This window comes from Streptomyces sp. NPDC054842, from assembly GCF_053611025.1.
The window spans coordinates 40,464-64,446 of record NZ_JBSGZN010000007.1; the positions used below are offsets into that span (position 1 = coordinate 40,464).

Here is a 23,983-nt window from a genome sequence, read left to right on the forward strand (position 1 = left end):
GGCCACCATGGCCCGCACGATCACCGTGGGACTCGACGGCTCGCCCGAGAGCCGCGCCGCCGCGGAGTGGGCAGCCCGCGAAGCCGCGCTGCGCCAGGTGCCGCTACAGCTGCTCCACGTGTGGCAGCCGGTACCGGAGCCCATGGCCCAGGCCCCGCTCCTCGGCACCGAGACCCATCAGCACTGGACCGAGCGCATCCCCCGGGAAGCCGCCGAGGGTCTGAGGCAGCGACACCCGGGCGTCGAGGTGACCATCCAGCAGCGGACCGGGGCTCCGGCCGAGGTCCTGCTCGACACCGCCCGTGACGCGGACCTGCTGGTCCTGGGCTCGCGTGCGCTGAGTGGCCTCACCGGCTTCCTGGTCGGGTCCGTCGGCCAGTCGGTGATCGCCGGCGCCGAGACGCCCGTCGTCCTCGTCCGGGCAGGCGAACAGGCCGCCGACGAACACGTCAAAGATTCTGTCGGCATCCCGTCGGCCGCGACCGGCTTCCGACCCGTGGTCGTGGGACTGGACACCGGCAGCCCCGACGCAACCGTCCTCACCTTCGCCTTTGAGGAGGCGCAGCGCCGTGGCGCCCCACTGACCGCCCTCCGCATCTGGAATCTGCCGCCCTCCTACGCCCACGCCCTGGCCGCCGGCTACGACCCGCGCGAGGACCTCGCCCGAGCCCAGGCAGAAGCTCTCACCGAGGCAATGCTGCCCTGGCGGGAGAAGTACCCGGACGTCGAGGTGACCGAGGAGTCCCGGCTCGGCAGCCCCGCGAACCACCTCATCGAAGCGGCCCGTGACGCCTCCCTCGTCGTCGTCGGCCGCCGCGTCCGCCGCAGTCCGTTCGGTGTGCACATCGGCGCCGTCGCCCACGCGGTCATGCACCACGCCACCACCCCCGTCGCCGTCGTCGCCCACGACTGACGTGGCCGGCACCGAAGGAGAAGCACCATGAAAGCAGCGGTCGTCAAGGAGTTCGGGGCCCCTCTGGTCATCGAGGAGCGCCCCGACCCCGAGCCCGGCCCCGGCCAGGTCCGCATCCGTGTCGAGGCATCAGGTCTGTGCCACACCGACATCCACGCCGCGCACGGCGACTGGCCGGTCAAGCCCACCCCGCCGTTCGTCCCCGGCCACGAGGGCGTCGGCCTCGTCGAGAAGCTCGGCGACGGCGTGACCCACCTCTCCGTCGGGGACCGCGTCGCCGTTCCCTGGCTCGGCAAGGCGTGCGGACGGTGCGAGCACTGCCGGTCCGGCTGGGAGACCCTCTGCGAATCCCAGATCAACACCGGCTACGGCTGCGACGGCGGGTACGCCGAGAAGATGCTGGCCTGGGCCGACTTCGCCCAGCCGGTGCCCGAGGGCGTCAGCGCCCTCGACGCCGCCCCGCTCACCTGCGCGGGCGTCACCACCTACAAGGCACTGAAGGTCGCGAACGTCCGGCCCGCCCAGCTCGTCGCCATCTCGGGCGTGGGCGGACTGGGTCACCTCGCAGTGCAGTACGCGAAGATCGCCGGGGCGCGTGTCGCCGCGATCGACGTCACCGACGACAAGCTGCAACTCGCCCGGGAACTCGGCGCCGACATCGTCATCGACGCCCGAACCCAGGACGTCGGCGCCGAGCTGAAGCGCCACGGCGGTGCTCACGCAGCCCTCGCGCTCGCGGTGAACCCGGCCGCCTTCCAAGCCGTCAACTCCGGTCTGCGGCGCGGCGGAAAGCTCGTCATGGTCGCCCTGCCGGCCCACGGCACCCTCGAAGTCCCGATCTTCGACACCGTCCTCAACGGCACCTCGGTCATCGGTTCCATCGTCGGCACCCGGCAGGACCTCGCCGAGGTCTTCCAACTGCACGCCGAGGGCCGCACGAAGGTCATCCGGGAGACCCGCCCGCTCGCCGCCGTCAACGACTGCATCGACGAGGTCCTCGGCGGCCAGGTCAAGGCACGGATCGTGTTCGACTTCAACGCGGAAGGCTGACAACGATGCACCCGCCCATGGTCGTCGGAGTCGACGGCTCCGAATCGAGCCTTCGGGCCGTCGACTGGGCGGCCGACGAGGCCGCCCTGCACGGAACACCCCTGCGGATCGTCCACGCCTACCGCTGGGACCGCTACGAGGGCGCCGCGCTCGCCCGGGAACTCGGCACGTCACCCGGCCGGGTGACCTCCGACGACATCCTCGTCGTCGCCACGCGCCGTGCCCGTCGTCACCACCCGGAGCTCGCCGTCAGCACAGAAGCGGTGGCCGAGGAGGCGGAGTACGTCCTCCTGCGCGAGGCCCGCAACGCCTCCGCCGTGATCGTCGGCACCCGCGGGCGCGGTGAACTCGCCGACCTCCTGCTGGGCTCCGTCAGCCTGACCGTGGCCACCGCGGCGCACTGCCCGGTCATCGTGATCCGCGGAAGCCACGACAACCGGGCCGCCGACGCCCGGCACGGCCGCATCGCCGTCGGCGTGGCCGACGCCCCCACGGCGTCGGTGCGCTTCGCCTATGAGGAAGCCCGGCGGCGCGGGGCCACTCTGGACGCGGTGCGGGCGTGGCGATGCCCCACCCATGACACGGCCGACCACCCGCTGCTCGCGGGCACGCCCGAGCGTGTGCACGAGGAGCAGGCGGCCAAGGAACTGGAAGCCGCGCTCGCCGACGCTCCGGCGGACGTGCGGCTGCGCCGGCACACGGTCGAGGGGCCCGCCCGCCGTGTGCTGCCGGCCGCCTCGCACGACGCGGACCTGCTGGTCGTCGGCCGACGGCGTCCCGGGCAGTTCGGGCACCGCCTCGGCCGGGTCGCCCACACGGTCCTGCACCACTCCGCCTGCCCGGTCGCGGTCGTACCCGACACGGCGTGACGGTCCCAGGCCACCACGCGCGCGACGACCGGCGTGGACGCGGGGGGCCGACCGGCCCTCCACGTCCCCCCGGTCGGTCCATAGGCGTGACCACCGACGCGACAGATGCTCGACACATCAGAAGACCTGAGCGGCTCGGAGGAGAACCGACATGAAGGACGACACGTCCCACCGCCCCGCGGTTCACGCGCTGCTCAAGGACGGCACCACCGTACGCATCCGCACCGTCGAGCCCGGGGACCACGACCAATTGGAAGGGCTCTACGCGGAGATGTCCCCGGACAACCGTCGCCTGCGCTTCTTCTGCGTCGGCTCCCGCTCCGCCGGCCTGGCCGCGGACACCGTGTGCGCGCCCGCTCGACGCGGGCACCGGGCCCTGCTCGCCGAACGCGCGGGACAGGTGATCGGCCTTGTCGAGTACCACGCCGACGACGACGTGCCGCATGCCGCCGAACTCGCCGTCGCGGTCGCAGACGGGCTGCACCACCGAGGCGTGGGAACCCTGCTGGTCGAGCACCTCATCTCCGTAGCCGCGGCCGACGGCATCACCGCCTTCACCGCCGACGCCCTCAGCGAGAACCACGAAGTGCTGCGACTCTTCAACGACCTCGGCCTCACCGCGACCCGGCGCTTCGACGGCCCGGAAGTGCACTGCGTCATCGACCTGCGCGTCGACGAAACCTACCTGGCGACCTCCGAAGCCCGGGGACGGGCCGCCGACGTGGCCAGCCTGGAGCCGCTGCTGAAGCCGCGGACCATCGCCGTCGTCGGGGCCGGCCGCCGTCCCGGCTCGGTGGGACGAGCCCTGCTGCACCACCTTCACGAGGACGGGTTCACGGGCCGCCTGTTCGCGGTGAATCCGGCCGCGCGGGCGATCCTCGGGATACCGTCCCATCCCTCCGTCACCGCCGTTCCCGTCACCCCTGACCTGGTCGTCGTGGCGAGCCCGGCCGAGACCGTGCCCGCCGTTGCCGAGGAGTGCGGCAAGGCGGGCGTCCGCGCCCTCGTCGTGGTCTCCGCCGGACTCGACACCGAGCAGTCCAAGGCCCTGCTCACCGCCTGCCGGGACCACGGGATGCGTCTGGTCGGCCCCAACTGTCTCGGCGTGGCCAACACCGCCCCCGGGTACCGGTTCGACGCCACCTTCGCCGCCGCACACCCGCGCGCCGGGACCGCAGGTGTCGCGGTTCAGTCCGGCGGCGTCGGCATAGCGCTCCTGGAGGGGCTGTCCCGGCTCGGCATCGGTGTCTCCACGTTCGCCTCGCTCGGCGACAAGTACGACGTGAGCGGCAACGACCTGCTCCAATGGTGGGAGAGCGACGGCCGCACCGACCTCGCCCTGCTTCACCTCGAATCCTTCGGCAACCCGCGGGCCTTCTCCCGCACCGCCCGGCGTGTCACCCAGCGCATCCCGGTGCTGACCGTCGACGCCGGACGCACCGACGCGGGTCGCCGCGCCGCCGCCTCGCACACCGCCGCCGCGGCCACCGGCACGATGACCCGCCAGGCACTCTTCACCCAGGCCGGAATCACCGCGACGCGCTCCGTCGGCGAACTGCTGGAAGCGGCGGCCCTGCTGCACGCACAACCGCTACCGGCCGGTACCCGCGTCGCCGTCGTCACCAACGCCGGTGGCGCGGGGGTCCTGGCCGCCGACGCCTGCGCCGAAGCCGGCCTGACCCTCAACCCGCCCAGCCCCGAGCTGGCCGACGACCTGCTCGCCGCGCTCCCCGCCGGAGCGGGCGCCGGCAACCCCGTGGATGCCACCGCCGCCGTGACCGAAGACGCATTGAGCGCCTGCATCGAGCGGCTCGCGGAGCACCCGACCGTCGACGCGGTTCTGGTGGCCCTCGTCCCCACCGCGGTCGCCGCGGCGACCGGCGACGACCTGGTCCGAGCCATCACCCGAGGGCCCGGCCGCCGGACCAAGCCCGTCATCGTCGTACGCCTGGAACAGGACCTGCCGGTCACCTTCCTGACCGTCACCGACGGCGAGGCGATCCCCTCGTACGCCGAACCGCAGGCGGCGGCACGGGCGCTGGCCCACGCGGCCCGCCGGTCGGCCTGGCTCGCCCGGCCCATCGGTACCGTGCCGGACCTGGACGACGTCGACACCTCCCGTGCGCACGCCCTCGCGGACGACTTCCTCGCCCAGCATCCGGACGGAGGCTGGCTGGACCCGCGTGCCTGCGCCGACCTCCTCTCCTGCTACGACATCCCCCAGCAGCCCTGGGCATGGGCCGAGACGGAGGACGACGCCGTACGCGCCGCCGAACACCTGCGCGGCACCGACGGCCGAGTGGTCCTCAAGGCGCACTGGCCGGGACTCGTGCACAAGAGCCTGCACCACGCCGTCCACCTCGACCTGCGCGACGAGGCCCAGGTACGCGCCGCCTTCCAGGACCTTCGGACCCGCTTCGAAGGACTCATGACCGGAGTCGTCGTCCAGCGGCTCGCACCCCGCGGCACCGAGCTGTTCGCCGGCGTCGTCCAGGACGGCGTCTTCGGCCCGCTCGTCGTCTTCGGCCTGGGAGGCACGGCGACGGAAGTTCTCGCCGACCACGCCGCCCGCCTCGCCCCTCTCACCGGTCAGGACGTGCACGACCTGATCACCGGCCCGCGCTGTGCCCCCCTGCTCTTCGGCGAGCAAGGAGGCGGCCCCGTGGATCTGGAGGGACTGGAACAGATACTCCACCGGCTCTCCCGGATGGCCGTCGACCTGCCGCAGCTCGCCGAGGCCGACTTCAATCCGGTCCTTGCCACACCCGGCGGCATCACCGTTCTCGACGCGCGACTGCGCCTGCTGCCCCGCCGGCCGCAGGACCCCTACCTGCGCCGACTGCGCTGAGGAGGAACAGACATGAGGAACGTCCCGGTCCTCGACAAGGACGACCGTCTGGTGGCCATCGTCACCCGGCACGACCTGCTGCAGACCCTCCTGCGTCCCGACACGGAGATCCGTGAGGAAGTGGTCCGCGAGGTGCTGCAACGCGGACTGTGGCTGATGACCGACACCATCGACGTCGCCGTGACGGAAGGAGTCGTCACCCTGGAAGGCGAGCCGGAGCGAAAGAGCGAAACCGCGATGGCGGTGGCCATGACCCGCAAGACCGACGGCGTCGTCGACGTCGTGGACAGGCTCACCCACCGCTTCGACGACTCCGGGTTCCGGGACGCCACGCGCGTGCCCGGCGGCGTCGCGGACGACTGGCTGCGGCGCCTGTGAAAGGAGGCGGACGACCATGGAGCAGAAGGTGCTGGTCACCTACGGGTCGACCAACGGATCGACGAAAGAGATCGCCGAGAAAGTGGCGGATGTACTGCGGACGGCGGGGATCACGGCAGAGGTGCTGCCCGCCCGGTCCGTGACCGACGTGGATGCCTACGAGGCCGTGCTGGTCGGCGGCGCACTGTACGCCGGGCGCTGGCACAAGGACGCCAGGCGCTTCACACGGCGGCACAGCGGGGCGCTGGCGCAGCGACCGGTGTGGTTCTTCAGCTCCGGGCCGCTCGACTCGACGGCCTCGCAGCGGGACATCCCGCCCGTGCCCGGCGTGAAGAAGGCCATGGTCAGGCTGGACGTCCGGCAGCATGTCACCTTCGGCGGTTGCCTCACCGAAGGCGCGCACGGTCGCATCGCCCGCATGATTCTCCGCAACGGCAAGGGCGGTGACTTCCGCGACTTCGCCGCGATCGAGAACTGGGCGCAGGGAGTGGCCAAGGAGCTCGGTGTCATGGTTCACCGGTGAACAGTCGTGCCGGTACGGCGTGCCGTGCGGTCCCCTCTTGGGTGGTTCTTCAGCACAGGGGACCGCACGGCAGGTGCGGCGTCGAGTGGCGCCCCGGCTTTCCATCATGGGCCATGCGTCGTCGGGTGTGGGCAGAAGTGATGTTTCCCCCTCAAAGGGCTGAAACTTCTGCTGTTACGGCCGGGATCGAAGGTGGCAGGGGGTAGCGGGCCCTGGCTGTCACAGCGGCATTGTTCCGTAACTTCATGATCACGTGGCGTGCGACGGCCGGGCGCGCAATGCTGGCGTCCGCCTCCCTGACGGCGCTTCAGCACCGCTGCCAGGAAGCGCTGTTGGTGTGTGAACCGCTCACAGAAACCGAGTGCGATGTCGAGTAAGAAGGTGGTGACCGTTGCCGTATTGGCGACGGTCCTCACGTGGAGCACGGTGATGACCGTGCTGGGACAGGTGACGGCCGTGGCCGCCCTGCTCCCGTCCCTGGGCCTGCTCGTGCAGCAGATCGTCCAGGCCCTGACCGCGCCCGACGGCTCTCGCCCGCCCGCGGGCCCCGGACCTGCCGCAGCCGGCAGCGGACAGGAGCCGCCCCGATGATCTGGTCCCCGGATGCCGACCGGCCGCCCCCACCAGACACCTACGGCAGACGTGGCCGCAAGCCGGCCCCGATCGCCGACACCGCCGGGCTCTCACACCGGGCGTGGCTGGAGCCTGTCCGCGGGTTCCTCTTCGCGAGTGGCCTGACCCTGGACGACCTCGTCGAGCGCTCCGGCTACTCCAAGACCCGCATCAGTGAACTCCTGCGCGGTAACGGCTACTACCCAGCCTGGGAAATCACCTTCAGCGTGATCCGTGCACTGGGCCTGCCCGTTCAGCCGATGCGCCGCCTGTGGACCGCCGCAGCCCGTGAAGCAGACAAGGACCCCGCCTGGATATCCCACTGCATCCAACAGGTCGCCCTCCAGTCGGAGCCTCCGCCCCTGGCCCACCAGGCGTTCGCCGAGGCGGTGGCCGACACCTACACCGCCTACGCGAGCGCCTTTCTGCTCACCGACCACCGCGCGCGCTGGGTGGTGGCGGAAACACTCGACATCCTGTGGCTGTGCTGGAGCGAGGCGGCCACGAGTGAGAACATCCGCCGCTACGCCTGGAGGCTGCTGCGCTCACGCGTCATGGCCCGCGCTCACCGCCACCCTGACGACACACCCGACCTGCGCGCCGCCGTCTTCTCCACCGCCGAAGTCCATGACGCCGTGCCCGGTCACCTGGTGGTCCTCAGTGAACTGCTCGACCTGTTCGACGCCATCGGCCGGCTCCCACATGACCAGATGGACGTCGCCGTACTGCACCACCTGTGCGCCACTCCGTTAGAAGAGATCCCGGACATCGTGGGCCTGAGCCCCGCTCTCACCCATGCCGTCGACCACCACGCCCGCGCCGCCCTCGAGCACCTGCTGCACGTACACAGTCCCCGGGAGTGAACCCAGCCGCCATGACCGCCATCGACGCCCTCCTCGCCCGCGCCCGTCTTCACCACCACCCCCGCGTGCCCGCCGACACCATCGCCTACGAGGACAGCAGCTACTTCGACGCCGCCCCGGAGGCGAGCGCCCCGCTGCCTGAAGAGCTGGCCGACGACGCCACCGCCACCCAGCATCTGGACCACCTCTGCGAAATCGTCGTCACCGCCGCCGCCCCCACCACCTTGGAGTTCCTCACCGACCAGGTCCCCGAACCACCCGGTGCCTGGCTGCTGGGATGCGCCCTGCACTTGGCCGGCGTCGACGACGGCGCCCGGTTCTGGTGGCAGTACGCCGCAGGCGCCGGCCACCGCCAGGCCGCCTACTGTCTCTTCCTGCACCACCACGCCCGCGGCGAAGCCCACGCAGCCGCCTTCTGGTACGACCAGGCCGACCTCGAGAGGGCGGGGGAGTCCGACATGTTCACGGTCTCGGGTGCCTGCCCGCCGGCGCACTACGACCGCTTCGACGCCAGCATCCCCACCGTTTTGCGGGTTCTCAGCCACCTCACCGCCGCCGGCCGGCGTCCACGCACACACCGTGCGGAGGCCATCACCAACTACGTCGCCAATGCCGTCACCCGCGGACAGCGCCGTCACCCGGAAGTCGAGATACCGGTGCCGGAAGCCCGCTTCGCCGACCGTGTGGGGTTCATCCTCGCCGCGACCCCGCCCTGGACCCGCCGCATGGCCCGCGTCTTCAACGCCCCTGCCCTGCCCCATCGTCGGCGCACCACGCGAGCGAACGGTGCCAGGCCGCGTAACGCGGCCGTCGAAGGCGCGACATCCTGAGGTGAACACAGACACGCAGAACTGTTGCACCCACCAAGCGGGGAGTCTCGGGGCCGACGTGGAAGCGTCAGCTTGCCATCCAGCAGCTCGAGAAGGTGCCGCCTTCGGTGAGGACGTGGGCGGGGTGGCTGCTCAGCCCGCCGACCAGGTTGCGAGTCAGCGCTCGATGCGCCGGAGCGTCGTCACCGCGGTGAAAAACAAAGGGATGGCCTCCCGGCTCTGAAGACGCTGCGTCCTCGATCACTTCGCGCCTGAGCCACTCGGGACGGGAGGCGTCGGTCGCGGAGTGCTGTGGCTGTACCCGGCCGCCTGAGCCCTCTCCTGCGAGCACGACGAGGTTGGCGTCGACCAGGTCCTGGCCGTGTGTGTCCCGCCGGGCGGGGAGGGGGACTTTCGTCGTGCACTGGCCACTGGCGTTGACCCGGTACGTGAAGGGCCCCGCGACACCTGACCGGTCGCGGGGCCCCTGTGCGTACTGGCGGCTACTCCGTCTTGATCGCCGTCAGCATGTTCAGCCGCGCGGCGCTCCGGGCCGGCCACAGCGAGGCCAGCACACCGACGACTCCGGCCAGCAGCAGGAAGATGCCGATCCGCTCCCACGGCAGGACCAGTGTGTAGTTCGGCACGCTGGAGCGGATCGTTTCGCCGATCGCCCAGGCCAGGAACGTACCGAGACCGACGCCGATCACCGCGCCGAAGAGCGAGATGACGACCGCCTCCAGGCGGATCATGCGCTTGACCTTGCCGCGGTCGAGGCCGATCGCCCGCAGCATGCCGATCTCCTGCTGGCGTTCGAAGACGGACATCGCGAGGGTGTTGACGACGCCGAGCACCGCGATCAGGAGGGCCATGGCGAGCAGCCCGTACATGATGTTCAGCATCGTGTTGATCATGCCGCCGAACATGTCGCGGATGCCCTGACGGTCCATGACGCTTATCGCCGGGTTGTCGCCGAGCGCGTCCACGAGCGCCTGCTCGTTCGCCTCGCTCGCGCCACCGTCCGTCTTCACCCAGATCTCGGGGATGTAGGGCTTGGGCTCGAAGGGCGCGACCAGCGAGGTCGGCACCACCACAGGCGAGAGGAACTCGTTGTCCTGGTAGATCGCGCCGACCGTCATGGTCGTCGTCGCCGACTTGCCGCCGTCCTGGTCGTCGCCGACCGTCACGGGCAGCTTGTCGCCGGTTTTCCATCCGTTGGACTTCGCGGTCTTCTCGGCGACGGCGATTCCGCCCTTGCCGAGGGTGTCCAGCGATCCGGAGAGGAGCTTCAGGTCGAAGACCTGCTGCACGTCGCCGGGGGTGACCGCGGAGGCGGAGTGGTAGGTGCCCTTCACCTTCACCGAGGTGGCTTGCTGCGGAGAGACCGCGATGACGCCGTCGGCCTTCTCCAGCGCGGTCAGCGCCGACTTGTCGAGGGCACCGCCGGCGGCCATGGTGACCATGTAGTCGGCGCGGATGTTGTCGGTGGTCATCTTGTCGATGGCCTGGCCCAGCGTGACACCCATGACGGTGAGGCCGGTGACCAGCGTGAGCCCGATCGCCAGCGCCGAGGCGGTGGCTCCGGTACGGCGCGGGTTGCGCACCGCGTTCTTGCCGGCGAGCTTGCCGGACACTCCGAACAAACGGTGCAGCAGCGGCCTGGCGAGCGCGATGACCGGGCGGGAGAGCAGCGGGATCAGCACGATGATGCCGATCAGCGCCAGGAAGGCGCCGGCACCGATGAGCATGCGGCCGGTGCCCTTGCCGACGGCGGCGCCGCCGAAGATGGCCGCGGCGCCGCCCAGTGTGATGATGCTGCCGAGGGTGTTGCGTACGACCAGCGATTTGGTGCTGGCGGGCAGGTGGGCGCTGCCCATGGCCGCCACCGGCGGGATCTTCGCGGCCCGGCGGGCGGGCAGCCAGGCGGCGAGAACGGTGATGAGAACACCGACGCCGAGGGCGGAGAGTACCGCGGTGGGGGAGATGATCAGCGGTCCGGCCGGGACCTTGGCGCCGAACGAGCCCATGGCGGACCGCAGTCCGGTGGCGAGTCCGATGCCGAGCGCGAAGCCGACGACGGAGGCGATCACGCCGACGACCATGGCCTCGAGGATCACGGAGCGCTTCACCTGCCTGCGGGAGGCGCCGACCGCTCGCAGCAGGGCGAGTTCCCTGGTGCGCTGGGCGACCAGCATGGTGAAGGTGTTGGCGATCAGGAAGACGCCGACGAACAGGGCGATGGCGGCGAAGGCCAGCAGCATCGTGTTGAGGTTGCTCAGCTCTGACTCGATGTCCTTCGCCTGCTTGTCGGCGAGCGCCCGGCCGGTCTGCGCCTCCGAGTCCTTCGGCAGCAGCGGCCGGACGGCTTCGAGGAGCTTCGCGTCGGACGCGCCCGGTTCGGCGGCGATGGTGACGTCCTTGTAGTACCCCGGCTGGAGGTACAGCTTCTGTGCCACGGCGGTGTCGAACAGCACGAGGCTGCCGCCCGCGTTCACGGCGCCGTCCTCGGTGGTGAAGACACCGGCGAGGGTGTACTCCTTCACGGGCCCGTTGGTGGCGACCCGCACGGTGTCGCCGACCTCGTACTCGCCCTTGGTCGCGGAGTCCTTGTCGAGAGCGATCTGGTCGTCCTTCACCGGGCCGGAGCCGTCGGTGAAGGTGTACGCCCGATCCTCTGCGTTCTTGCCGTTCTTGCCGTTCTTGCCCGGGGCGTAGTTGGAACCGGTGTTGGACCAGCCGTTGCCGATCAGCTTGCCGTTCTGGTCGGCGACCCCGGCGAAGCCGGAGACCCGCCCGGTGGCCTCGGCGACGCCGTCCAGGCGACTGATTCTGTCCAGGGTCGCGCTGTCGATGCCGGACTTCTTGCCGTCGTCCTGGGCGCCGTAGGTGGTGACGGCGACGGCGACGTCGTCGTAGCTCTTGGCCGACTGGTTGCGGTAGGCGTTGCCGAGGGTGTCGGTGAAGACGAGGGTGCCGGAGACGAAGGCCACGCCGAGCATGACGGCGAGCACGGTCATCAGCAGTCTGGCCTTGTGCGCGAGCACATTGCGCAGGGCGGTACGGAACATGTCTGTGTCAGTCCTGTGGTGAGAGCCGGAGGTCGACGGATCGGCGGATGGTCAGCTGGTCCGGCCCTTGGCGTCGAAGGCCTTCATGCGGTCGAGGACGCCGTCCGCGGAGGGCTGGATCATCTCGTCGACGATCCGGCCGTCCGCGAGGAAGATCACGCGGTCGGCGTAGGAGGCGGCAACGGCGTCGTGGGTGACCATGACGACGGTCTGGCCCATTTCGCGTACGGAGTTGCGCAGGAAGCCGAGCACCTCGGCGCCCGCTCGGGAGTCCAGGTTCCCGGTCGGCTCATCGCCGAAGATGATCTCCGGCTGGGAGGCCAGGGCGCGGGCGACGGCGACGCGCTGCTGCTGGCCGCCGGAGAGCTGGGTCGGGCGGTGACCGAGACGGTCGTGCAGACCCACCATGTCGATGACCTTCTGGAGCCACTGCTTGTCAGGCTTGCGGCCCGCGATGTCCATGGGGAGCGTGATGTTCTCCAGGGCGGTCAGGGTCGGCAGCAGGTTGAACGCCTGGAAGATGAAGCCGATCTTGTCCCGGCGCAGTTGGGTGAGCTGCTTGTCCTTGAGCGAGCCGAGTTCGGTGTCGCCGATGCGCACGGAACCGGACGAGAAGGTGTCCAGGCCGGCCACGCAGTGCATGAGCGTGGACTTGCCGGAGCCCGAGGGACCCATGATCGCGGTGAACTGCGCCTGCTGGAAGTCGACGGTGACCCGGTCGAGGGCGACCACCTGGGTCTCGCCCTGGCCGTACACCTTGGACAGGTCCGTGGCGCGGGCGGCCACGGCGGTGGCGCGGTGAGCGATGGGCGTGGTGGTCACGGGGAGGGCTCCTGTCACAGGGGGCGAGCATCAGGGACCACCCCATCGTGTCTGCCCCGCGGCCGTGGATCGTCAGTCCCCGTGCCCGTTCCCGGGGCCCTCTTGAGTCGGACCAGGCACTCCGTTTCTCCTCCTCTGGTATGACGGCGCCCCCGAGAGGGGCGATGTCCAGGGGGTCGTTGCCGTACAGGTGACCAACTGGGCTGTGGCCAGGGGGCTGAGCGAGACGAGACGCGACAACGGCTGTGGGGGACAGGCAGCCTCAAGGCGGTCCTTCGGGCTGTGCTCTCACCCGGCCATACCCGCATCGCCGCCACCCCGACTTCGCCAACCCCCTGGGCGCCGTCCACGGCGGCATCGCCGGGCCCCTCCTCGACTCCGCCATGGACTGCGCCGTCCACACCACCCTCCCTGCCGGCAACGGCTACACCACCCTCGAACTCAAGGTGAACCACATTCGCGCCGCCCGCACCGACGGCCAGACCCTCACCGCCGAAGGCACCGTCATCCATGCCGGCCGCCGCACCGCCGCCGCCGCCGCCGCCGAAGGCAAGGTGCTCGACGACCGGGGGAAACTCGTCGCCCACGCCACCACCACCTGCGTGATCCTGTAGGCCGCTCACTGAGGCACGACGACGGCCGCGGACCTCACGCCTGCTCAATACGCGGCCCTGCCGCCCCATTTGGGAACAATCCTCGATCACCGTCGGCCGGACGCCGGCGACCCAGTCCTACGACGGCGCACCGAAGACGTCAGTCAGCTGGTCACCGTCCTACGGTCTTGCGTGCACCTGGCACGATGACCACCATGTCAGGTCAGCTCTGGGTGTCACTCATATCACTGGGCGGCGTTGTCCTCGGCGGCTCATTGTCCTACCTCGTCCAGCACCGGACCCAACTCTCAGCGGAGCGCGCTGAACAGCGACGGCAGCAGATCGCCCTGTCCGAAGCTCGGCGCGCGGAGCGACTGGCGTTGCTGGAACGGTTCATCGAGGTGGGCGCCGAGGCCGAACGCGCTGCGTTCAGCCGACCACGCGAATGGCAGGACACTGATGATTGGTTTCTCACCACCCAAGACGTCATGAACAGGTTGTGGGTCGCGGAGCGGCTCGTCCGCATTCAGTTCCCCCTGCCCGTGCATGGTGCGGCGCGCGCGTACTTCCTCGACCTCAACCGGGTGGTGTGGGAAGGCTTGCCCGACGGCGAGAGCGTGCGCGACTACCTGGAGGACAATCGACTGGCCTTTCTGGACGGAGCTCGGGCGGTCATGGGATAGCGCCCCCCGCAGATCTGTTGACGGACACCTCTGGCCGAGCCGCTTCACGCCTCTGGTTCGGCGGCGTTGCCCAGGTGTCTGCGCTTCCCGTGCGGCGAGTACGCCGTGTCGGCAGGACCCATCCGGCCTGGTTCGGGCCCGTCCGTGGCCTCGGGGAACGTACATGCGGCCGTGACGTCGGTGATGGTCGGGGCGTCACCGGCCTGTCCCGTGAGAACGCACACCAAAGGCCGGCAGTGGTCCTCGGCGGCGCAAGGGCCGCGTCCGGCGGGCGTTGCGTGAGAAGGGGATCGTCGTTGTACGGGTGGGCGACCGGCGGGATGGAACTACGGTCGGCCCAAAAGACCGGCTGTCGACGAGGAGTGAATCATGGCGAGCGCAGGTTCCTCGGGCGGGCGAAGTCCCGTAGCTGAAAGCGCCTTGCCTCTCGCCTCCGGCGCACGCCCTGCCGATCCACCCGCTGTCGTCCCCTCGCTTCGTCATCTGGCCGTCATTCCCGACGGCAACCGGCGATGGGCCGAGGACAAGGGCCTGCCGAGCCTGGAGGGCCATCGACGCGGCTGTGAACGGACGCTGGAACTACTCGACCGGTGCCGTACGCGCACCGGGATCGAGGTCCTCACGCTGTGGACGACGTCCGTCGAAAACCTCAACCGGTCCCGTGCAGAGGTCGTCCAAGGGCTCCCTGTGATCGCCGAGTTCGTGGGGCACGTCGCCTCGCTGGGACAGTGGCGCATCGGATTTCTCGGTGATCTGGATCTCCTGCCGCTCCCCATGGCGGCGGAACTGCGTGACCATGCCTACCGCGTCAGTACTGTGCAGGGTCCGCTGGTGAACTTCGCCATTGCTTACAGCGGGCAGGACGAGATCACTCGAGCGGTGCGCAGGCTTCTGGACACCAGGGCCGCAGACGGTCACCTCCTGCCGGCGCAGGAGCCGTTGAGCCCTCGGGAACTGGCTCGGCACCTCGACACGGCAGGCCTTCCCGATCCGGATCTGGTGATCCGAACCTCCGGCGAGACCCGGCTGTCGGGCTTCATGCCGTGGCAGACACTGCACTCCGAGCTGTACTTCTCGCCTCGCCTGTGGCCGGACTTCGATGGGTCTGCCCTGGACGAAGCGTTGGAGGACTACCGGGGCCGTCGACAGCGCAGGGGACTGTGACGGGCCCGGCCGGGGCGCGAGCCGCGCCAGGGTGTGACGAGGGTCGAGCAGAGGGGGCGCACGTGATGCGAACGGGCGGCAACCACGCGCGTGCACCGTATCGGGGTCCCTCGGCCCAGTGCCCGCCGAGTCTGCGCATGAGGGAGGTGCGCAAGAGCTATCGCAGCCGCCCCGTCCTGCGGGGCGTCTCTTTGGACCTGTTCCCGGGGCAGCTGGTGGGCGTGGTGGGTGAGAACGGCGCTGGGAAGAGCACTCTGCTGAGGATCCTCACCGGTGACCTTGCTGCGGACAGCGGAGTGGCGGAGTGCCGGGGGACGGTGGGCAGTTGCCCGCAGGACGCGGTGCTCCACGGGGCCTTCACCGTCGAGCAGCATCTGCGGTTCTTCCAGACGGCCTACGGCCTGAACAGCCTCGACCGGGCCTTTGAACTGTTGGAGCAGCTGAACTGCGCCGGCTACCGCAACCAGCGCGTGGAGACGCTCAGCGGTGGGACCCGGCAGAAGCTCAACCTGGCACTGGCCTTGATGCACGATCCGCAGGTGCTGCTTTTGGACGAGCCGTACCAAGGCTTCGACTGGGACACCTACCTGCGCTTCTGGGACCTGGCCCGGGCCTTGTGCGACAGGGGCTGCGCGGTGCTGGTCGTCTCCCACCTCGCCTACGACGCCCGCCGCCTGGACAGCCTGTACCGCCTGGACGCCGGGGTGCTGCGCGAAGCGGAACAGTCGGGCACGGGCGGGTGAGGTTGGTGAACCGGTGGTGGACGTGCCTGCGGACGGCGCTGCACTTCGCACTCGTCGAACAGGCCCGCAACCGGCTGGCACTGCTCATCGTGCTGCTGTTCGTCCCGCTGTGGACGACCCTGGCGTTCGAGGTGGTGGCCCGGACGCCGCTGCGTTTCCACGTGCGCTCGGTGGACCGCTGGCTGGTCATGGACGCCAACGTTCTCACGCAGATCACCGGGGCGCTGCAAGCTCTGACCCTGGTCATCGCTTTCATGATGTTCATCGCCACCGCCCGCTCCGCGCTTTTCGACCGGCGCCTGGTGCAGGCCGGCTATCCCCGGTCCTGCCTGGCGGCGGCGAAATGCGCCACCCTGGTCCTGGTGGCCGCCGTGGTCGCCGTCTACGCCACTGCCTGGACCCACCTGCTGTGGCACCCGGCGCAGCCCATGGTGTTCGCCGCGGGCATGTTCACCGGCGCACTCACCTACGGAGCGTTCGGCATCCTGCTCGCGGCCGTGCTGCGCAGCGAACTGGCCGGGATGTTCCTGGCCATCATGACCAGCTCCATCGACCTGTTGCTGCAGAATCCGATGATCAACCCGAACGCCGACAGCCCCGTCGTGCGCTACCTCCCGGCCCACGGCGCGGTGCAGGCCTCCGTCGCAGCCGGCGGGCTGCACACCGTGCCGTGGGACTCCTTGCTCCTGGGTGCCGGTTGGGCTCTGGGCATGGCCGCGCTGGGCATGGCGGCCTTCGCCGTACGGACCCGCACGCAGCGTCTACCGGCCGCTAGGACCGCTGATCAGCACACCACCAGAGACGCCACCGCCTCTGTTCCGACACCGTGAACTGCCATCCGCTCGCGCACCGTCAGGTACTGCTCTCCCTTGATCGCCGCGGACGGCGTGAGGCCACCCCGGACTCTGGCCAGGCGCCGTCGCTGGTGTCCGGCGGGTGCTATCGGCTGCGTTCCATGGCCCACTGAGGCAGGTACTCGAAGAACGCGACCGCCTCCGGGCGCCACCTCGACCGCCAGTCGGCCGCCTCCGCTGAGGCCAGGTCCGCGTAGCGCTGCATGTCGCTGCGCATCCTCGCCGGCACCCCCCGGCGCTCGGCGATTTCGCGGACGGCCGCAATGGTCTCCTCGGTGCAGTTCGGGTCACCCAGCGCGGACTCCACCACGGTCTTCTCGGCATCCGTAGCGGCTGCGAGCAGGGCATGGACGGTGTAGTTGCGCCGCCCAGCCCGGATGTCCGCCCCCGTGGGCTTGCCCATGGTCTGTGCGTCACCGAACAGGTCGAGGTGGTCGTCGCGCATCTGCCCGCCGATTCCCACCAGCCGGGCGTAACGACGCAGCTCCTCCTCGAAGGTGCCGGTCTGCTCGCCTGCGGCGAGCAGACCCAGCTGCATCGGGGCCAGCACTGAATAGCGAGCGGTCTTGTAGTCGGCCACACAGTGCAGCGCTTCCTCGTCCGTGGTCGTTGAGAAGTCGCGCTCGAGGTCGATGATCTGTCCCACGAAGGTGTCTGACGCTGCCCTCGTCTGCACTTCGACCATGGCCTGCCGGATCGCGAGGGATGCCGTGGACTTCAGAAGGACGCGCAGGGACAGGGCCAGCGCGAGGTCGCCCGCAAGGATGGCAAGTCCGAGAGCGGCCTGCGGATGGTCGGGGAACTTGTGCCGGTAGGCGTAGTAGGTGGAGGGGCCGTTTCGGCGGGTGGGGCTGTCGTCGATGATGTCGTCGTGGATCAGCCCGTGCGTCTGGAGCAGCTCGACGCTCAGCGCGGCGTCATCCAATGCCGCGACCGGCTCGGCGGTCACCAGGCGGGCGGCTTCATGGACCAGCGCCACGCGTATCCGCTTCCCTCCGCGCAACGACAGGTCCCGGAGCAGGTGCAGGCACTCGGGCGTGAACCTGCTGAACCCCGGCACCTCAAGATCAGTCCCGAGAGTGTGAAAGTACTCCTCGAACAGCGTGCTGAAGCGGCTCTCGTATGCGGCCAGACGTGCGTGGAGCCGGCTGGTCAGGACAGCGGCGTCGGTCACGGGGAAGACCTCCTGATCGAAGGGACTGGGTACAGGCGCGGACCGGTCGCCAACGGCACGGAGCGAAGCGCCGGTGCGCTGCGCTGCCTGACCAGTGGACCGGCTGTCGAGACGGGGAAGGCCCAGGGAGCTCAGGAGCTGTAGGAGACGGCGGCAACGGCCAGCCCGTGCAACGCACGGTGGGCAGCGGGCGGGAACGCAGCCGTCTCAAGCACCCGCACGACGTGATCGTAGCGGTCAGTGATCATGGCCTCTGTTCGTTCTCGCGCTCCCGTCGACTCCAGGATGGTCCTCACTTCGCCCGCCCCACGCTCGTCCAGGTCGGACCGGCCCACCAGGTCACCAAGACGCCGCCGCTGCACAGGGCTGGCCATTTGCATGCCCACAGCCAGCAACACTGTGCGCTTCCCCTCCCGCAGATCACCCAGCCCCGGAGCACACGCGCCGTCCGTGCTGCCGAACACGTCCAGCAGATCGTCCCGAAGCTGGAAAGCCTCACCCAGTGCCAGCCCGAGGTCCGTGAACCGGTCAAGGACCTCCACCCCGGCCCCGGCGACGGCAGCGCCCAACTGCAAGGGCCGCTCGACTGTCGCCGTAGCGGTCTTGTAACGGACGATCCGCAACGCCGCCTCGACATCATCCGCGCCCCGGCCGGTGCCCATCACGTCCAGGTACTGGCCGTACATCACCTCTTCCAGCATCGCGTCGTACAACGCGTGCACCGCTTGCCGCGTTTCACAGGACAGGTGAGCGGTGTGCAGTAACTCCTGTGCCCAGATCAGAGCAAGGTTGCCCACCAGCAGGGCGCCGCCCGCACCGAGCCGCTCCGCGCGCTGCGACGGAACCAGGCGGGTGCGCAGGGCCCGGTGCACGGCAGGGCGGCCACGGCGGCTGGCCGAGTCGTCCATGATGTCGTCGTGGATGAGAGCGAAGGCCACGAACAGCTCCAGTGACGCGGCCACCCGCACGGCGGACTCCGTGTCGACATGGCCGCCGGCGGCATGCCAGCCCACCACACACAGCAGGGCACGGATGCGTTTGCCGCCGGCAGTCAGGAAGGACCGCAAGGTGTCCACCACCTCCGGTGGAAGGTCCCGTCGGCCCGCCGAGCGGATCTTGTCGTCCAAGAAGTCCTGCAGCACCGCATCGACTTGCTCGCGTACCGCCGGCAGGTCGATCTCTTCCTGGATCACGGTGGCGGCCGATGTCACAGACCCGCCCCCACAGCCCGGGCCACAAAACCGGCCTGGCTCGCCAACAACGGAATGCGGCAGCTCGTCGCGGCCGCTACGCCCGGCTTTCGCAACAGCCAGCGGCTCCGGCAGCCCCACCTCACGCATTTGATCTGCATGCATCGTCAACGACGGGAGCGGCCCTGGATCACGCCCGCTCCCCAGCGGACCGGCGCTCCTGAACCAGCAGACGCAGACACGCCACCGGCTGCTCCCGCAAGGGACCGCGCGCCACACCGGCACCCCGCGAAGCGATGGTCCGAAGCCGCTGATGGTGCAGACGCAATACACAGCGCACCAGCGGACGGTGAGGCTCTGAGACTTCGTCGACGATCCGGCCGGCCTCTTCGAGCGTGGCGTGCGCGGTGTCGGCGGTCGCTGAGATCAATGCGCGGACACCAGGGGTGTCCCGGCCTTGCTCGAGATCGCCGCGCGTCACACCGTGCCGCTGAAGGTCATCCGTAGGCAGGTAGAGGTTCCCGCCCCGCAGATCCTCCGCCAGGTCGGCCAGGAAATCAGTGCGCTGGCACCCGTCGGCGAGCAACCGGCAGGAACGTGCGAACTGCTCGTCCCCACCACCTGGCTGCACCAGGCCGGTGGTGAGCATGGCGAACGGCCAGGTGACCTGATCGACGTATGCCTGGTAGTCGGATTCGTTGACGAAACCGGGGAAGCCCAGATCGATCCGCGTACCCTCCAGGTAGGACTCAACCCAGCGCCGTGGCAGGCCACACGCTGCGGAAGTGTGCAGGAAGGCCCGGAGCAGCGGGTGCTCCACCCGGCCGGTGTCCAACCCGGTCCGCACCAGACCCACCCACCGGTCGAAGCGTCGCCGGCGCTCATCAAGGGCGCCCGCATCACACACATCGTCGGTGAAGGAAGCGAACGCGAAACCGGCGAGCAGATGCGGCTGGGACGCCGTCGGCGCCAGAACCCGAGCAGCCGCGTACGCCGCCGGATCACTACGCATGAGGAACCGCGCTACGTGACCGTAGTCGGCTCGCAGTCGCCGCCCATCCACTCCTGCTGCAACCAGACAGCGCCGCCAAGAACGCATGGGCTTCCCTCACTCACATGTAGGGGTGTGCGGGCAGGGATTCGTACGCACCGACGTCGACCCCTCAGACCAACGAACGGAGGACGTCTTCCGTCACGCCGTTCTTGCCCCACTCTTCGCCCTACGGCGAACCACGTGCCGGTCTTGCGATGGCGGGCGCTCTCCTGGAATGACGGGCCCAGCGGTGACCGGATGGCAATCTTCAGCTGAGGCAGGCCAGGTCGCGTGCGCGTCGTTCAGCGGTGCGTGCGCAATCCGTCGAGGATGAGCGTGTGCATGGGGGGTGCCCGGTCCTCGGGGCTGGACGCGGCACGCGCCACAGGGCGCCGGTGAGTTGGAGGAAGTCGCCTGATCTTGATCAGCTGAGGGCGGCCTTCAGTTCCTCGGTGGTCAAGGGCGGCCCGCTCAGTTGTGGTTTGAGGGGCCCGACGGCGGCGGCTATGAGCACGCTGGGGGAGAGGAGCGCGTGAGCGCCCTTCTCGAGTGAGGTGACGTCGGTGACCTTGCGGGCGATGCGTCCGTTGCCGGTTGCCGTGTAGAGCAGGCGGCGGACGTAGGCGGCCCCCAGCCGGTCCTTGAGGCCGGGCGGCGTGTCCACGGCCCCGGGACAGAAGACGTCCTGCCCGATGGCCAGGTCCCACGCGGCGTTCACGGGGCGCGCCACGGCTTTCTGGATGGCGCGCGCGAGTCCGTCGGCGGCCCGGCCACGGGCTCGGATGACGTCGCGCAGGGCGACGGCGCTCTGCGCGGCGACGGACAGGCCATGACCATAGGCCGGGTTGAAGGCGGCCAGGGCGTCGCCGATGACCGTGAAACCGTCGGGCCACCTCGGTGCCTTCTCGTAGTACCGCCGGCGGTTGGCCGTGGTGCGGGTGTGGACGATGTCGGTCAGGGCTTCGGCGTGCTCCAGGAGCTCACCGATGACCGGGTGGCGCAGCTCTTCGAGGGCGAAGCGCCGGAAGTCGTCGTTGTCCGTGGGCGGCTCGCCGCCGCGGGTGCTGTAGAGGGTGACGAGCCACCGGCCGCCTTCGATGGGGAGCAGCACGCCGGCCTTGCCAGGGCCGCCGTCCCTTGGGTCGGCCTGGACGTTGACCACGGGAAAGTGCTCGGCGGTGGTCCCTGGCGCGCGGAACGTCCGGCTGGCGTAGACCAGACCGGGGTCCACTTTGCGCTCGTCGGGTGCGGGCAGGCCGAGGGCGGCCAGCCATTCGCCTGCGCGGGAGCCGCGGCCCGTGGCGTCGACGACCAGGTCCGCGGCAAGGACGCGTTCGGTGCCGTCATGGGCACGGACACGTACGCCGGTGACGGCCGCCGCTGTCCCTTCCAGGCCGAGGGCCTCGGCCTGCGGGACGAGGCTGATCCGCTCGTCGGTGAGGACCTGCGCGCGGATCGTCGCGTCGAGGAGGTCGCGGCTGGAGAGCAGCAGGTGGTGCGACTCGCGCCAGCGCCGGAACCAGCCCTGCGGCGAGAGCGCGACCATGTGCGTCGGGACGGCGAGGCGACGGCCGCCGGCCTGCAGGAGCAGATCGGCGGTGTCGGGCAGCAGTTCGGTGATGGCCTGGGCGCCGCCGGACCAGAGGAGGTGCACGTGCTGGGCCTGCGGGAGGCCCTTGCGGGGGTGCGGGCCGTCGGGCAGCGCGTCCCGCTCGATGACGGTCACGGTGTCGGCGAACTCGGCGAGTGCGCGCGCTGCGAGCATTCCGGCGTGGGAGCCGCCGAGGACGACGGCGGATCGTATGGACGCCGCCGGGGCGGAGCTGTCGCTCATGTCACGCTTTCTTGCCGGGCCACACGGTGGCGGGTCTCGTCTACGGCTGCGGTGTTCTGGATGGCGAGGGAGACGGGAACCAGGTCGTCGAAGCTGTTGCGGCTGTCGTCGTCCTTGGCTCGGCCGGGTGCTGTGCTGCTGCCCGTGGCGTTTCTCATGAGGTCGATGGCGTTGAGGATGTCGACGGCTGCGCCGATGCCGGTCGCCTCGCGCTCCGTACGGCCGCAGGCGAGGGCGTCGCCGCGGGCACGGGCGCGGAGGTCGGAGTCCAGATAGGGGCTCAGCCTGAGGAGTTCGTCCCGGATGTCGGCCTCACGCTGCACGACGCGCAGCGCCGCGGAGGACAGGTAGCCGATGCGGACGCGGGCCGCGTCAGGGTTCAGGTCGCGCAGCATGCGCCACAGCGGGTGGAGCTGCCGGTAGGTGCGGCGCTCGTGCATGCGCTCCTGCGTGTACGGGCCGACGTGCGGAAGGATGAAGCCGATTGCGATCAGAAGTGCCGACGCCGCGGCGATGGGCGGGGCGGCGTCGGTGCTCAGCCAGTCCGCGTCGTGGCCGTTCCATCTGGCGACGACCGCGGCGCCCTTGGTCGCGTCATACACGAGGTTCAGCGGGTAGCCGATACCCAGCAGAAGCAGACCACCGCGGAGCCACCCGTGGACGGCGCTGATGTAGCGCCAGATCAGGACCGATGTCGCAAGCGATGCCACGAAGTGCGCTACGAGGTAGAGCATGATGTGTTCGCGCATGTACGGGGTGTTCGCGTAATACGTGTCGAGGTCGCGAACCCGCTCCACGGGAACGTCCGCCAGGGCGAAGGTGACCCACAAGGCCGCGATCACGGCGACGTAGAGGATGACGACGAGCCGGAGCGCGAGGGTACGCCGTCTCGACGGCGCGACGAGCCAGACGATGATCAGCGTCAGGCACGAGCCACAGAACGCCGATATCAGGGTGTAGCACACCGGGGCCGCGATGTTCGGCACGCCGATGATCTCGTTCGTCCGGTGGATGTTGACCGGGTCCGCGAAGACGAAGACCAGGCATGCCAGGAGGAGCAGGCCGCCCACGGCGCGCAGCAGGATGTCCCGCCACAGGCGCAGAACGCTGGGGGCCTTGAACAGGAAGGCCGCGGCCAGCAGCAGCGCCGGGAACCGGAACGGGATGTAGAGACCGTTCAGCCCGATGTCCATCAGAGCTGTCCTCGGTAGATGAGGGAGGCCGATATGCGGTCCTCGACGGTGCGGGTGCGCAGCGGGCCGCGGGCGTGGGGACCGTTCAGCCAGGGCCGGAACTTCGCGGCGAGAGCGAGCCCGAACCGCTCCGCCTCGCTTTCGGTGTGTTCGTCGAACGCGGTCCTGGCGGCAACGGCCGACAGCCGGGGCGCAAGGACCTCCCAGTCGGCCGTCGACGGGGACAGCAGGCGGGCGGCCATGGAGGAGCCGGCGGTTCCGTGCGTGCAGTGCCCCTTGCGCTGGTGCCACAGCTCGTGGCCGAGGATGACCAACTGGTGGTCGGGACTGGTGCGTTCCTCGATGACGACGACCAGGCCCCGCTCGCCGAGGTCCAGCAGGAGGCCGGAGCTGCTGTCATCGGGGAAGCGGGAGAGGCGCAGCGTGATCTTCCTGCCCTCCATCTCGCTCACGGCCGCGCACATGGCCTTGAACAGGTCGAGGGGGCTGGCGGGCGGCTCGACCCGGTCGGACAGGGCCGCCGTGATCTCCTTGAGGAACTTCCTCATCTCCCGGCCGGTCCCCATCACGCCTCGGCCTCCGCGTCACCCTCGCGCGGTGCGTCCGCCAGTAGACCGGCGAGGTCGCTCACGTCGAGCTCCTCGTCACGGCTGAGTCCCTGTGCTTGGAGGCGCTCATTCATACGGGCCGGCGTCTGCCTGAGCGGCGTTCGGGTCTGATTCACCAGAGTTCCTGCGGGAGTTGATGCGGGCGAGGCAGCGTCACGC

22 protein-coding genes are annotated in these 23,983 nt (G+C 69.9%); 14 read left to right on the forward strand and 8 right to left on the reverse strand.

What is annotated here, in order from left to right; translation table 11 throughout:
- Positions 1–7: 7 nt before the first annotated feature.
- The 9 genes from ACWGIS_RS07635 to ACWGIS_RS07675 all read left to right on the forward strand — a co-directional run bounded on the left by ACWGIS_RS07635 (position 8) and on the right by ACWGIS_RS07675 (position 8,886).
- Positions 8–913, forward strand: coding sequence for a universal stress protein (locus ACWGIS_RS07635; protein WP_453361604.1), 906 nt, complete (start codon positions 8–10; stop codon positions 911–913).
- A 27-nt stretch (positions 914–940) separates the two neighbouring features.
- Positions 941–1,963, forward strand: a complete 1,023-nt coding sequence (adhP, locus tag ACWGIS_RS07640) for an alcohol dehydrogenase AdhP (protein WP_453361469.1) — start codon at positions 941–943, stop codon at positions 1,961–1,963.
- Between the two features lie 5 nt (positions 1,964–1,968).
- Positions 1,969–2,832, forward strand: coding sequence for a universal stress protein (locus ACWGIS_RS07645; protein WP_453361470.1), 864 nt, complete (start codon positions 1,969–1,971; stop codon positions 2,830–2,832).
- A gap of 151 nt (positions 2,833–2,983) precedes the next feature.
- Positions 2,984–5,680 (forward strand): bifunctional acetate--CoA ligase family protein/GNAT family N-acetyltransferase, encoded by a 2,697-nt coding sequence (locus ACWGIS_RS07650; RefSeq protein WP_453361471.1) that lies wholly within the window; start codon positions 2,984–2,986, stop codon positions 5,678–5,680.
- Between the two features lie 12 nt (positions 5,681–5,692).
- On the forward strand, positions 5,693–6,058 hold the full coding sequence (locus ACWGIS_RS07655) for a BON domain-containing protein (protein ID WP_453361472.1): 366 nt from the start codon (positions 5,693–5,695) through the stop codon (positions 6,056–6,058).
- A 16-nt stretch (positions 6,059–6,074) separates the two neighbouring features.
- The gene (locus ACWGIS_RS07660) at positions 6,075–6,581 is read left to right on the forward strand and encodes a flavodoxin domain-containing protein (RefSeq protein WP_453361473.1); all 507 of its coding nucleotides are present in this window, start codon (positions 6,075–6,077) and stop codon (positions 6,579–6,581) included.
- A 366-nt stretch (positions 6,582–6,947) separates the two neighbouring features.
- Complete coding sequence (locus tag ACWGIS_RS07665; RefSeq protein WP_453361474.1) at positions 6,948–7,172, forward strand: hypothetical protein; 225 nt, start codon at positions 6,948–6,950, stop codon at positions 7,170–7,172.
- Positions 7,169–8,056, forward strand: coding sequence for an XRE family transcriptional regulator (locus ACWGIS_RS07670; RefSeq protein WP_453361475.1), 888 nt, complete (start codon positions 7,169–7,171; stop codon positions 8,054–8,056). The genes ACWGIS_RS07665 and ACWGIS_RS07670 overlap by 4 nt, the downstream gene beginning before the upstream one ends.
- Before the next feature lie 11 nt (positions 8,057–8,067).
- Positions 8,068–8,886, forward strand: a complete 819-nt coding sequence (locus ACWGIS_RS07675) for a DUF6207 family protein (protein WP_453361476.1) — start codon at positions 8,068–8,070, stop codon at positions 8,884–8,886.
- A 482-nt stretch (positions 8,887–9,368) separates the two neighbouring features.
- Here ACWGIS_RS07675 and ACWGIS_RS07680 read toward each other — a convergent pair whose 3' ends face one another.
- Complete coding sequence (locus ACWGIS_RS07680; protein ID WP_453361477.1) at positions 9,369–11,933, reverse strand: ABC transporter permease; 2,565 nt, start codon at positions 11,931–11,933, stop codon at positions 9,369–9,371.
- Between the two features lie 51 nt (positions 11,934–11,984).
- On the reverse strand, positions 11,985–12,755 hold the full coding sequence (locus ACWGIS_RS07685) for an ABC transporter ATP-binding protein (RefSeq protein WP_453361478.1): 771 nt from the start codon (positions 12,753–12,755) through the stop codon (positions 11,985–11,987).
- 245 nt (positions 12,756–13,000) lie between these two features.
- Between ACWGIS_RS07685 and ACWGIS_RS07690 the strand changes: the two genes are divergently transcribed.
- The 5 genes from ACWGIS_RS07690 to ACWGIS_RS07710 all read left to right on the forward strand — a co-directional run bounded on the left by ACWGIS_RS07690 (position 13,001) and on the right by ACWGIS_RS07710 (position 16,768).
- A complete protein-coding gene (locus ACWGIS_RS07690) occupies positions 13,001–13,369 on the forward strand; it encodes a PaaI family thioesterase (RefSeq protein WP_453361479.1) in 369 nt (122 codons plus the stop codon).
- Between the two features lie 185 nt (positions 13,370–13,554).
- On the forward strand, positions 13,555–14,031 hold the full coding sequence (locus ACWGIS_RS07695) for a hypothetical protein (RefSeq protein WP_453361480.1): 477 nt from the start codon (positions 13,555–13,557) through the stop codon (positions 14,029–14,031).
- 369 nt (positions 14,032–14,400) lie between these two features.
- Positions 14,401–15,195: a polyprenyl diphosphate synthase gene (gene uppS / locus ACWGIS_RS07700; RefSeq protein WP_453361481.1), complete on the forward strand. Its 795-nt coding sequence runs from the start codon at positions 14,401–14,403 to the stop codon at positions 15,193–15,195.
- Between the two features lie 137 nt (positions 15,196–15,332).
- Positions 15,333–15,938 carry an ABC transporter ATP-binding protein gene (locus ACWGIS_RS07705; RefSeq protein ID WP_453361482.1) on the forward strand — a complete coding sequence of 202 codons (606 nt, stop codon included), beginning with the start codon at positions 15,333–15,335 and terminating at the stop codon, positions 15,936–15,938.
- A gap of 5 nt (positions 15,939–15,943) precedes the next feature.
- Positions 15,944–16,768, forward strand: a complete 825-nt coding sequence (locus ACWGIS_RS07710; protein WP_453361483.1) for an ABC transporter permease — start codon at positions 15,944–15,946, stop codon at positions 16,766–16,768.
- Positions 16,769–16,877: 109 nt separating this feature from the next.
- On the opposite strand, the gene ACWGIS_RS07715 is transcribed toward ACWGIS_RS07710, so the two are convergent.
- The 6 genes from ACWGIS_RS07715 to ACWGIS_RS07740 form a co-directional block, all read right to left on the reverse strand.
- Positions 16,878–17,966 (reverse strand): polyprenyl synthetase family protein, encoded by a 1,089-nt coding sequence (locus ACWGIS_RS07715; RefSeq protein ID WP_453361484.1) that lies wholly within the window; start codon positions 17,964–17,966, stop codon positions 16,878–16,880.
- Between the two features lie 131 nt (positions 17,967–18,097).
- Positions 18,098–19,159 carry a polyprenyl synthetase family protein gene (locus tag ACWGIS_RS07720; protein ID WP_453361485.1) on the reverse strand — a complete coding sequence of 354 codons (1,062 nt, stop codon included), beginning with the start codon at positions 19,157–19,159 and terminating at the stop codon, positions 18,098–18,100.
- A 187-nt stretch (positions 19,160–19,346) separates the two neighbouring features.
- Positions 19,347–20,168 carry a squalene/phytoene synthase family protein gene (locus ACWGIS_RS07725; RefSeq protein WP_453361486.1) on the reverse strand — a complete coding sequence of 274 codons (822 nt, stop codon included), beginning with the start codon at positions 20,166–20,168 and terminating at the stop codon, positions 19,347–19,349.
- 445 nt (positions 20,169–20,613) lie between these two features.
- Positions 20,614–22,023, reverse strand: coding sequence for an FAD-dependent oxidoreductase (locus ACWGIS_RS07730; RefSeq protein WP_453361487.1), 1,410 nt, complete (start codon positions 22,021–22,023; stop codon positions 20,614–20,616).
- On the reverse strand, positions 22,020–23,216 hold the full coding sequence (locus ACWGIS_RS07735) for an MAB_1171c family putative transporter (protein WP_453361488.1): 1,197 nt from the start codon (positions 23,214–23,216) through the stop codon (positions 22,020–22,022). The genes ACWGIS_RS07730 and ACWGIS_RS07735 overlap by 4 nt, the downstream gene beginning before the upstream one ends.
- Positions 23,216–23,782, reverse strand: coding sequence for a toxin-antitoxin system, toxin component (locus ACWGIS_RS07740; RefSeq protein ID WP_453361605.1), 567 nt, complete (start codon positions 23,780–23,782; stop codon positions 23,216–23,218). Before ACWGIS_RS07740 ends, ACWGIS_RS07735 begins: the two co-directional genes overlap by 1 nt.
- Between the last annotated feature and the right edge of the window lie 201 nt (positions 23,783–23,983).

Excerpts from the sequence above, each read along its gene's own strand:
- ACWGIS_RS07635 (WP_453361604.1), top strand. The coding sequence starts at position 8 with ATGGCCCGCACGATCACCGTGGGACTCGACGGCTCGCCCGAGAGCCGC.
- adhP (WP_453361469.1), top strand. The coding sequence starts at position 941 with ATGAAAGCAGCGGTCGTCAAGGAGTTCGGGGCCCCTCTGGTCATCGAG.
- ACWGIS_RS07645 (WP_453361470.1), top strand. The coding sequence starts at position 1,969 with ATGCACCCGCCCATGGTCGTCGGAGTCGACGGCTCCGAATCGAGCCTT.
- ACWGIS_RS07650 (WP_453361471.1), top strand. The coding sequence starts at position 2,984 with ATGAAGGACGACACGTCCCACCGCCCCGCGGTTCACGCGCTGCTCAAG.
- ACWGIS_RS07655 (WP_453361472.1), top strand. The coding sequence starts at position 5,693 with ATGAGGAACGTCCCGGTCCTCGACAAGGACGACCGTCTGGTGGCCATC.
- ACWGIS_RS07660 (WP_453361473.1), top strand. The coding sequence starts at position 6,075 with ATGGAGCAGAAGGTGCTGGTCACCTACGGGTCGACCAACGGATCGACG.
- ACWGIS_RS07665 (WP_453361474.1), top strand. The coding sequence starts at position 6,948 with ATGTCGAGTAAGAAGGTGGTGACCGTTGCCGTATTGGCGACGGTCCTC.
- ACWGIS_RS07670 (WP_453361475.1), top strand. The coding sequence starts at position 7,169 with ATGATCTGGTCCCCGGATGCCGACCGGCCGCCCCCACCAGACACCTAC.
- ACWGIS_RS07675 (WP_453361476.1), top strand. The coding sequence starts at position 8,068 with ATGACCGCCATCGACGCCCTCCTCGCCCGCGCCCGTCTTCACCACCAC.
- ACWGIS_RS07680 (WP_453361477.1), bottom strand. The coding sequence starts at position 11,933 with ATGTTCCGTACCGCCCTGCGCAATGTGCTCGCGCACAAGGCCAGACTG.
- ACWGIS_RS07695 (WP_453361480.1), top strand. The coding sequence starts at position 13,555 with ATGACCACCATGTCAGGTCAGCTCTGGGTGTCACTCATATCACTGGGC.
- uppS (WP_453361481.1), top strand. The coding sequence starts at position 14,401 with ATGGCGAGCGCAGGTTCCTCGGGCGGGCGAAGTCCCGTAGCTGAAAGC.
- ACWGIS_RS07705 (WP_453361482.1), top strand. The coding sequence starts at position 15,333 with ATGAGGGAGGTGCGCAAGAGCTATCGCAGCCGCCCCGTCCTGCGGGGC.
- ACWGIS_RS07725 (WP_453361486.1), bottom strand. The coding sequence starts at position 20,168 with ATGCGTAGTGATCCGGCGGCGTACGCGGCTGCTCGGGTTCTGGCGCCG.
- ACWGIS_RS07730 (WP_453361487.1), bottom strand. The coding sequence starts at position 22,023 with ATGAGCGACAGCTCCGCCCCGGCGGCGTCCATACGATCCGCCGTCGTC.
- ACWGIS_RS07735 (WP_453361488.1), bottom strand. The coding sequence starts at position 23,216 with ATGGACATCGGGCTGAACGGTCTCTACATCCCGTTCCGGTTCCCGGCG.
- ACWGIS_RS07740 (WP_453361605.1), bottom strand. The coding sequence starts at position 23,782 with ATGGGGACCGGCCGGGAGATGAGGAAGTTCCTCAAGGAGATCACGGCG.